The organism is Sphingopyxis sp. (genome assembly GCF_041916015.1).
Lineage (GTDB): Bacteria > Pseudomonadota > Alphaproteobacteria > Sphingomonadales > Sphingomonadaceae > Sphingopyxis.
In genome coordinates this window covers 25994-33901 of the sequence record NZ_JAYSAH010000050.1, presented here as the reverse complement: position 1 = coordinate 33901, position 7908 = coordinate 25994, and the positions used below count along the sequence as shown (strand labels likewise).

General features: G+C 62.8%; 6 protein-coding genes. All 6 read right to left on the bottom strand.

Features of this window, described 5'->3' with window-relative positions:
* Positions 1–329: 329 nt before the first annotated feature.
* Entirely contained in the window at positions 330–926 is a 597-nt protein-coding gene (locus ACE3SL_RS07915) for a cation transporter (protein WP_374525208.1), read from the bottom strand.
* Between the two features lie 117 nt (positions 927–1043).
* The gene (locus ACE3SL_RS07910; RefSeq protein ID WP_374525207.1) at positions 1044–4205 is read right to left on the bottom strand and encodes an efflux RND transporter permease subunit; all 3162 of its coding nucleotides are present in this window, start codon (positions 4203–4205) and stop codon (positions 1044–1046) included.
* A 17-nt stretch (positions 4206–4222) separates the two neighbouring features.
* A complete protein-coding gene (locus tag ACE3SL_RS07905; protein WP_374525206.1) occupies positions 4223–5485 on the bottom strand; it encodes an efflux RND transporter periplasmic adaptor subunit in 1263 nt (420 codons plus the stop codon).
* Entirely contained in the window at positions 5482–6717 is a 1236-nt protein-coding gene (locus ACE3SL_RS07900) for a TolC family protein (protein WP_374525205.1), read from the bottom strand. The genes ACE3SL_RS07905 and ACE3SL_RS07900 overlap by 4 nt, the downstream gene beginning before the upstream one ends.
* Positions 6718–6781: 64 nt before the next feature.
* Positions 6782–7120 (bottom strand): hypothetical protein, encoded by a 339-nt coding sequence (locus tag ACE3SL_RS07895; protein WP_374525204.1) that lies wholly within the window; start codon positions 7118–7120, stop codon positions 6782–6784.
* Positions 7121–7169: 49 nt separating this feature from the next.
* Positions 7170–7613, bottom strand: a complete 444-nt coding sequence (locus tag ACE3SL_RS07890) for a DUF3703 domain-containing protein (protein ID WP_374525203.1) — start codon at positions 7611–7613, stop codon at positions 7170–7172.
* Positions 7614–7908: the final 295 nt, after the last annotated feature.

Here is a 7908-nt window from a genome sequence, read left to right as displayed (position 1 = left end):
TGCAGCGGGAAAGGCGGTTTGTCAATAAAGAGAGCAATAATAGAAGCTTAGGAAAGAAAAAGAAGCTCTAGAAAAGAGCCAAAATCAAGTTGCCAAGGTTGGGGTCGAGGGTTCGAATCCCTTCGCCCGCTCCAGTTTTCCATGAAATTTCAATAACTTACGCCGATTGGCGGCGTAATATGCCCTGTTACGCGAGCCCGAATTTTGCCTCGCGTAATAAGGACGTAATATGATGGGGGCGAGCTGTCGGGTGCCTCTGGGCAAGGATCGGCGGCTGTGTTCGCACAGGTCCGAACATTCTTCCGCCGATCCGATAGGCCCCACAGTCTCTAGCCTTGCTGCTGTTTGGCTTCCTGCCGCGCGTCGCGAAGGATTTCGATCCCGCCCTTGATCGCGATCAGTGCAGTCGCAAACCCGACCAGAAGATCCGGCCAGTTCGTCCCAAGCCACCAGACGAGTACGCCCGCGATCAGGATGCCACCGTTCGAGATGAAGTCGTTGTAGCTGAAGGTCGTCGCGGCTCTGAGGTTGACGTCCGGATCCTGAATGCGCTGCAAGAGCTTGAGGCAAGCATAGTTCACCACTGCGGCGACGGCCGACATGATCATCATCGTCGGGCCGATCGGTTCGCTCCCTTCGAAATACCGTCGTCCCACATCGAACAGGACGCCGGCTGCGAAGATCAGCAGCATCACGCCCGATGCCGTGGCAGCGCGGGTTTTCCATTGCAGACCGTGGCTGAGCGCAACGAGGCTCAAGGCATAGACTGCGGCGTCGGATAGATTGTCGAGCCCATTGGCGATGAGCGCGCTCGAATCGCCGAGTGCGCCGGTTAAAAGGAAGGCGATCGCGATCGCCGCGTTCAGGACGAGAACGATCTGGAGCGTTCGTTTTTCGCGTTCGCTCCCGGATGCTTTGTCATTCATTGCAAGCTCCTCAATCCTCACCATCCATAAAAGGAGGCGGAACCCGCTTGGGTTCCGCCCCAGTCAGCACTCCTGGTTGCCGCCGACAGGGGGGAATGGCGGCCATCCGGGAGGGTCTCAGCCCGCGGGGCTGGGCACGCTGCTCGGGCGCGCCAGCTCATCCTCTTCGGCCTTCGCGGTCCGTCGATGGACCAAGAGGTAAAGCGCAGGCAGGACGAGCAGAGTCAGGATCGTCGACGAGATGATCCCGCCGATGACGACGGTTGCCAGCGGACGCTGCACCTCGGATCCGGCCCCGACGTTGAGCGCCATCGGTACGAACCCTAGCGACGCCACCAGCGCGGTCATCATCACCGGTCTGAGTCGGGTGAGCGCCCCCTCGCGGATCGCATCGACGAGGCCTTTTCCGCGGTCGCGCAAATCCTTGATGAAGCTGAGCATCACTACGCCATTCAGCACCGCGACCCCGGAAAGCGCGATGAAGCCGACACCCGCCGAGATGGACAGGGGAATGTCGCGGAGCGCAAGCGCCGCGACCCCGCCCGTCAACGCCAGCGGTACGCCCGAGAAGACGATCGCCGCATCGCGGACCGAACCAAACAGCATGAACAGCAGTCCGAAGATCAGCAGCAGCACCAGCGGCACCACGATCTGGAGGCGCTCCGTCGCGGACTGGAGCTGCTCGAACGTCCCGCCATATTCGATGTAGTAGCCGTCGGGCAGTTCGACTTCGGCTTCGACCTTCTGGGTCAGCTCGTCGATAAACGAGCCCAGATCGCGCCCACGGACATTCGCCGTGATCACCGCGCGGCGTTTGCCATTTTCGCGGCTGATCTGGTTCGGCCCCGCAGCGAGCGATATCTCCGCCAGCTCCGAAAGCGGCACAAAGCCGCCGGCCGGAAGTGCAACGGGGAGATTGCCGAGCGACGCGAGATCGGTGCGAATGGCCTCGGGAAGCCGGACGATGACGTCGAAGCGGCGGTCACCCACGAAAAGCTCGCCGGCCTGTCGGCCGCCGGTCGCTGTCGAAACCGCATCCTGGACCGTTTCCATGCTGACACCATAGCGCGCTAGCTTGTCGCGGTCGGGCGTGACCGAGAGCATCGGCAGGCCGGTGACCTGTTCGAGCTTCACGTCCTGAGCGCCCGCGATCCCGCCGGCGACTTCCTCGATCGCTTGCCCCGATTCGAGCAATTGATCGAGATCGTCGCCGAAGAGCTTGATCGCAACGTCGGCGCGGACGCCGGCGATCAGCTCGTTCATGCGCATCTTCACCGGCTGGGTGAACTCATAATTGTTCCCCGGCACCTCGTTTACTGCCTTGTTGAGTTCGGCAACGAGCTGGTCGCGCGTCTTTCTCGGATTGGGCCATTCCTTCCGGTCCTTGAGCATGATGAAATTGTCGGCGACCGACGGCGGCATCGGATCGGTCGCGACTTCGGGCGTGCCGATCTTCGCGAACACCCGCTCAACTTCGGGGAACTGCCTGATCCTCTTCTCCAGCGCTTCCTGCATCGCGATCGACTGGGTGAGGCTCGTTCCGGGAATGCGCATCGCGTGCATTGCGATATCGCCTTCGTCGAGATCAGGGATGAACTCGGACCCGAGACTAGTCGCCGCCACGCCGCTCAGCGCGACAAGCGCCAGGGCACCAGCCAGCGCAGCCTTCGGCCAATTGAGGACGCGGTCGAGCAACGGGCGATAGCCCTTGCCGAGACCACGCATCAGCCAATTTTCCTTCTCCTCGACCTTACCGGTCACGAACAGCGCCACCGCGGCAGGAACCAGGGTGAGCGACAGAAGCAGAGCGGCGGTAAGCGCGAGGACGACGGTGATCGCCATCGGATGGAAGGTCTTTCCTTCGACGCCTTCGAGCGCGAAGATCGGCAGATAGACGGCGGTGATGATGATGATGCCGAAGATGCTCGGCTTGATCACCTCTGCGCTCGCCGAGGCGACGAGACCGAAACGTTCGTCGCGATCGAGCAGGCGTCCGAGCCTGTGCTGAGCCTCGCCGAGCCTGCGGAGGCAGTTCTCGACGATGATGACGGCCCCGTCGACGATGAGGCCGAAGTCGAGGGCGCCGAGGCTCATGAGGTTTGCCGATGTTCGCGTCTGGAGCATGCCCGTCAGCGTCATCAGCATGGCGACGGGAATGACCGCCGCCGTGATCAGCGCCGCCCGGAAATTGCCGAGCAGCAGGAAGAGGATCACGATGACGAGGAGAGCGCCTTCGGCGAGGTTCTTCTGCACTGTCGAGATCGTCCGCTCGACGAGCGCGGTGCGGTCATAGAGCGGCTTGGCAACAACGCCCTTCGGCAACGCACGCGAGGCTTCGACGAGACGTTCGGCCGAGGCCTGCGCCACGACCCTCGGATTTTCGCCGATCAGCATCGAGACCGTTGCGAGGACGACTTCCTTGCCATTCTCGGTCGCGGCGCCCGTGCGTAGCCCCGAGCCGATCGCGACGTCGGCTACGTCGGCGATCCGGATCGGAACCCCCCCGCGGGTGGTGACGATGATTTGCGACAAGTCACGCTCGTTATTGGCCTGACCCGGTACGCGGATCAGAATCTGTTCACCGCTGCGCTCGACATAGCCGGCGCCGCGATTGGCGTTATTGGCCTCCAGCGCGGTGACGACATCGTTGAGCGAGAGGTTGAGCGCGGCGAGCGACGTCGGGTTGGGGGTTACATGATATTGACGGGCGTAGCCGCCGATCGTGTTGATCTCGGCGACGCCCGGGATAGTCCGCATCTGCGGGCGGATCACCCAGTCCGACATCGTCCTCAAATCTTCGGCCGTATAGGGCGTACCGTCTGGCTTTCGCGCGCCGGGTTCGGCTTCGATCGAGAACATGAAGATCTCGCCGAGGCCCGTCGAGATCGGACCCATCTCGGGCTCCATGCCGGGTGGCAGCTGGCCGCGCGCGGCCTGGAGCCGCTCGTTGACCTGCTGGCGCGCGAAATAGATGTCGGTCCCGTCCTCGAACACGACGGTGACCTGACTGAGGCCATAGCGCGAGATCGACCTGGTGTAGTTGAGGTTCGGAATGCCCGCGATCGCGGTCTCGATCGGGTAGGTGATGCGCTGCTCGGACTCGAGCGGCGAATAGCCTTCCGCCTTGGTGTTGATCTGGACCTGGACGTTGGTGATGTCGGGAACGGCGTCGATGGGCAATTTGGTCGCGCTCCACGCGCCGATCGCGCACAGAAGCGCGACGACCGCGAGAACGAGCCATCGTTGCCGGATCGAAAAGCCTATGGTTCTGGCTAGCATGTTATCCTGCTCCCCGATCAATGGTCGTGGCCCGCGCCGGACTTTTCGATGTCGGCGCGAACGAGGAAACTACCCTTGGTGACATAGGCGGTGCCGGGCTTGATGCCCGACAAGACCTCGGTCCATTCGGGCGACGAGCGGCCGAGCTTCAGCATCCGGACCTCATAATCCTGACCGAAATTGGCATAGACCACCTTGAAGTCGCGGAAGGGCTGGATGGCTTCGGTCCGTACCGCGAGCGGCACATTGACGGGATTGACCATCACGCGGCCGCGCAATGCCATCCCGGGCCGGAGCGTCCCCGACCGGTTCGGGATCGTCGCGCGGATCAGCGCGGTGCCGGCCTCGACATTCCCGTCGGGCAGGAACTGCCCAAGCGGCGCAGACGCAATCTCGGCGCCGTCCTGCGTCTCCACCGTCACCCGCATTCCCGGGCGGATTATCGCGAGGTCACGGGGGAAGATGTTGAAGACGACCGTCGTCTGGGCCGGGTCGGTGACCACATAGAGGGCGCGCCCATCGGTCACATCGCCGGGATTGGCGTTGCGCTCGGCGATTACGCCGCCGACTGTCGCATACACCGGATATACCTGAAGGCTCTCGCTCGACTCGATGCGCGCGAGCAGGTCGCCGCGGCGGACGCTATCACCCACCGCCTTGGTTACCGAGACGACGCGGCCGGGGAACTGGCCGCGAATTTCGGAGCGGGCGGTTGGCGACAATTGCACGGTGCCGAAGAGCTCGCGCATCTCGCCCACCGTTGCCGGTCCAACGACTGCAGTTTCTATACCGCCGGCCCTGGCTGCATCGGGTGCGATGCGGGTGCGGCCTTCGGGATTGGCATATTTCCAGACATGGCGCTTGCCGTTCGAGACCGCGACGACTTCAACGTCGAAGCTGTGCGGCTCGGTGACGACGCCCTGCCCGGCGAGGAACTTGCCTTGGGGGCGGAAGTTGAAGCGATCGACGTCGCCGCCGAGGCGGGTCAGCGTCATCGCGAGCTGAACGGTCTTCGGATCGACCGCTTTGCCATCGCGTGTTGCGAAGACCCGGAACTGCGGTTCGGTGCCATTCTCGAAGATCGTCACCTCGACGGCGAAATCGCCGTCCTTGAGGAGGCGGCCACCGTTCGGTCCCTCGGCGTCTTCCTCGCCTTCGCCTTCTGCGTGGCTTTCGCCTTCTTCATGCTTGTCCTCGCCCTCGGCGCCTCCGCCGCAGGCGGCGAGAGGAACGGCAAGGAACAGTGCCGCGGCAGCGGCGGGAAATGGAAATTTCTTCATGGAATATTCTCCGCAAGGGGAGCCGCATCGAAGCGGCCGGTCAGGCGATCGATCTCCGCGAGCAAATCGCGGTAGCTCGTCATGGCGTCGGACCACTGACCCTGGATCTGGATGATGACGTCGGCTGCGTCCTGAACGTCGGCGAACAGGAATCCGCCGCGCGCATAGCCTTCGCGCACCTGAGCGAGCGTCTTCACCGCTTTGGGATAGACGTCGTTCATGATGCCTTCGGCGCGCACGCGCGCGGCATCGGCATCGGCTCGAAGCGATGCGAGGCGCCGCAGTCGTTCGAGGCGGCTGGCCTCCGACTGGAACTCGAGCTGCCGTCGCTCGGCCTGAGCCCGAGCGATATTGCCCTGGTTCCGGTCGAACCGCCCGAGCGGGATCGAGATTCCGCCAAGCACGGCCACATCGTTCGTCTCGCGAAGGAAGCGCGTCCCGCCCGACACCGTGTAATCCTGGTGGGCGCGGCTTTGCTCGACGACCACTTGCGCCCGGGCGCGGTCGACCGCGGCATCGAATATGGCGGCGTCGGCTTCGGCGAGGGGCGGGTCGCGCGGATCGGGCTTTTCGATCCCTTCGGCGATGACCAGACTGTCCGCCGTTCCGCCCCAGAAGGAGGCCAGAAGCGTTCTGGCCGACTGGCGTTTCGCCTGCACCTCTTTCAGCGCGAGTTCGGCTTCGATGATGCGGGCGTCGGCGCGCGTCTCGACGAACAGCGGGTCCTTGTATCCGCGCACCCGCCGGATGGCCTCGGCGCGGATCTCCTTTTCGAGTTTAACTCGGTCTTCGGCGATCCAGACCATCTGCTCGGCAATCTGGGCATTGATGTAGGCGCGTTGGACCTCCTGCGCGATGTCGAGGCGAACGACGCGCCATTGCGCTTCGGCGAGCACGACGCCGCGCTCGGCGAGCGCCATGCGCGCTTCACGCTTTCCGCCGCGTTCGAGCGGTTGCGAGTAGGTCACGGTCAGTTCCGATTGCCGGAACAAGCCATAACTTCCAGTGCCGACCCCATTTTCCATGTCAACCGACACGGTGGGATTGGGGCGAACCCGGGCTTGAAGCTGGTCGGCGCGCGCGGCGTCGACCCCCGCTTCACCCGCTCTGAGCTCGGGTGATGCGGCGATGGCCCGTTCGACCGCCTGGTCGAGCGTCAGCGGCTGGGCCCAAACGGACCCCGCCAGCAGCGCAGCCCCGGCCAACAGGGCGGCACGCATATGGATATGCATAAATTATCACTCCTGAACGGATCGGCTGAGCGCAGGCCGGGAAGGGCCGCGCGGCAGGCGTCGTTCAGGCGAGGGGAGGGTTCAGGGGAGGCGCGAGTGCGCGCGACGCAAGGCGCGTCGCAGGAAGGGCGAAGTGAAGTCCGCCGGAAAAACAGGACAGATCGTCATGGCCGGAAAGGGCCTGATCGGAGGCGACCGGGCAATTATGGTGGCTGCCATGGAGGTCGGCGTCTTGCTGACCCTTTTTCGTGTCACTGTCCGACGCATGACCAGGCTCGACATGGTGCGAAAGGTGGGAGTCCGTCGCATGGTGCGTCATCCCCGCCATCGCCGGCGCAGCATTGTGCAGCCCGCTGAGCAGCAGGATGAGCACAAGAAACAGCCGAAGGGGAACGCCGGACATGGTCGCGCCCCTAACAGCCAATGAATCAATCCGAAAGCCCAAATCCCGGTCAGAGCGCATGGTCGCTCCTTTGGTCCTCCCGACCAGCTGCCTCGATCAGCGTGTGAAGCTCGGGAGGGATCGGCATGGGTTCGAACGCACTCACCCTTGCACGCCCGCTATTGCCTGCAGGGAGGCGGCCCGTAAGAGAACCCAGTGGCACGAGCAGCAGCCGCATCGCTTGGCCGGTGGCTTCCCGCCAATCTCTCAGCTCGATGGCGTACTGGAGCATGTGCCAGTGGGATGCGAAATGGGCCCCTGTAAAGGGCTGGCTCAGAATATGTTCCCACTCGAGTGCCTGCCAGGCACTCTGCTCGTCACCGATTCGGCTCGATTCGCGAAATCTTCGGTATTGATCGCGGATCAAGGGGGCGATCAGCGCCTTGTCAGATGGTTTCCTCGCCGGATTTGTTGTCACGATGCACCCCGTTTCTTTATGGGTGTGCTTTTGCACCCTGTAGTAGATACAGGGTCAAGGCCCGATGTGCCGACTAGAATCACTGCGCGGCGGTTGACGATCTCACCGGGCGCCAGACTGGAAATCCGGCAGCATCCCCGCGCCTGCCTGTGAATACGGTAAGGCCAATTCGAACGAACGCAAAAGACATATGCAAACATATTTCCGACAATAGTTTGATTAACGCGCAATATTTCCGGGTATGACTTTTTCTATGTCGCTTTAATGCAAGTAATATTACAAGATATAGAGAGTTATTTCTGGGCTATGTGACAACATTACAGGGCGCTGT

Excerpts from the sequence above, each read along its gene's own strand:
- ACE3SL_RS07915 (WP_374525208.1), bottom strand. The coding sequence starts at position 926 with ATGAATGACAAAGCATCCGGGAGCGAACGCGAAAAACGAACGCTCCAG.
- ACE3SL_RS07910 (WP_374525207.1), bottom strand. The coding sequence starts at position 4,205 with ATGCTAGCCAGAACCATAGGCTTTTCGATCCGGCAACGATGGCTCGTT.
- ACE3SL_RS07905 (WP_374525206.1), bottom strand. The coding sequence starts at position 5,485 with ATGAAGAAATTTCCATTTCCCGCCGCTGCCGCGGCACTGTTCCTTGCC.
- ACE3SL_RS07900 (WP_374525205.1), bottom strand. The coding sequence starts at position 6,717 with ATGCATATCCATATGCGTGCCGCCCTGTTGGCCGGGGCTGCGCTGCTG.
- ACE3SL_RS07895 (WP_374525204.1), bottom strand. The coding sequence starts at position 7,120 with ATGTCCGGCGTTCCCCTTCGGCTGTTTCTTGTGCTCATCCTGCTGCTC.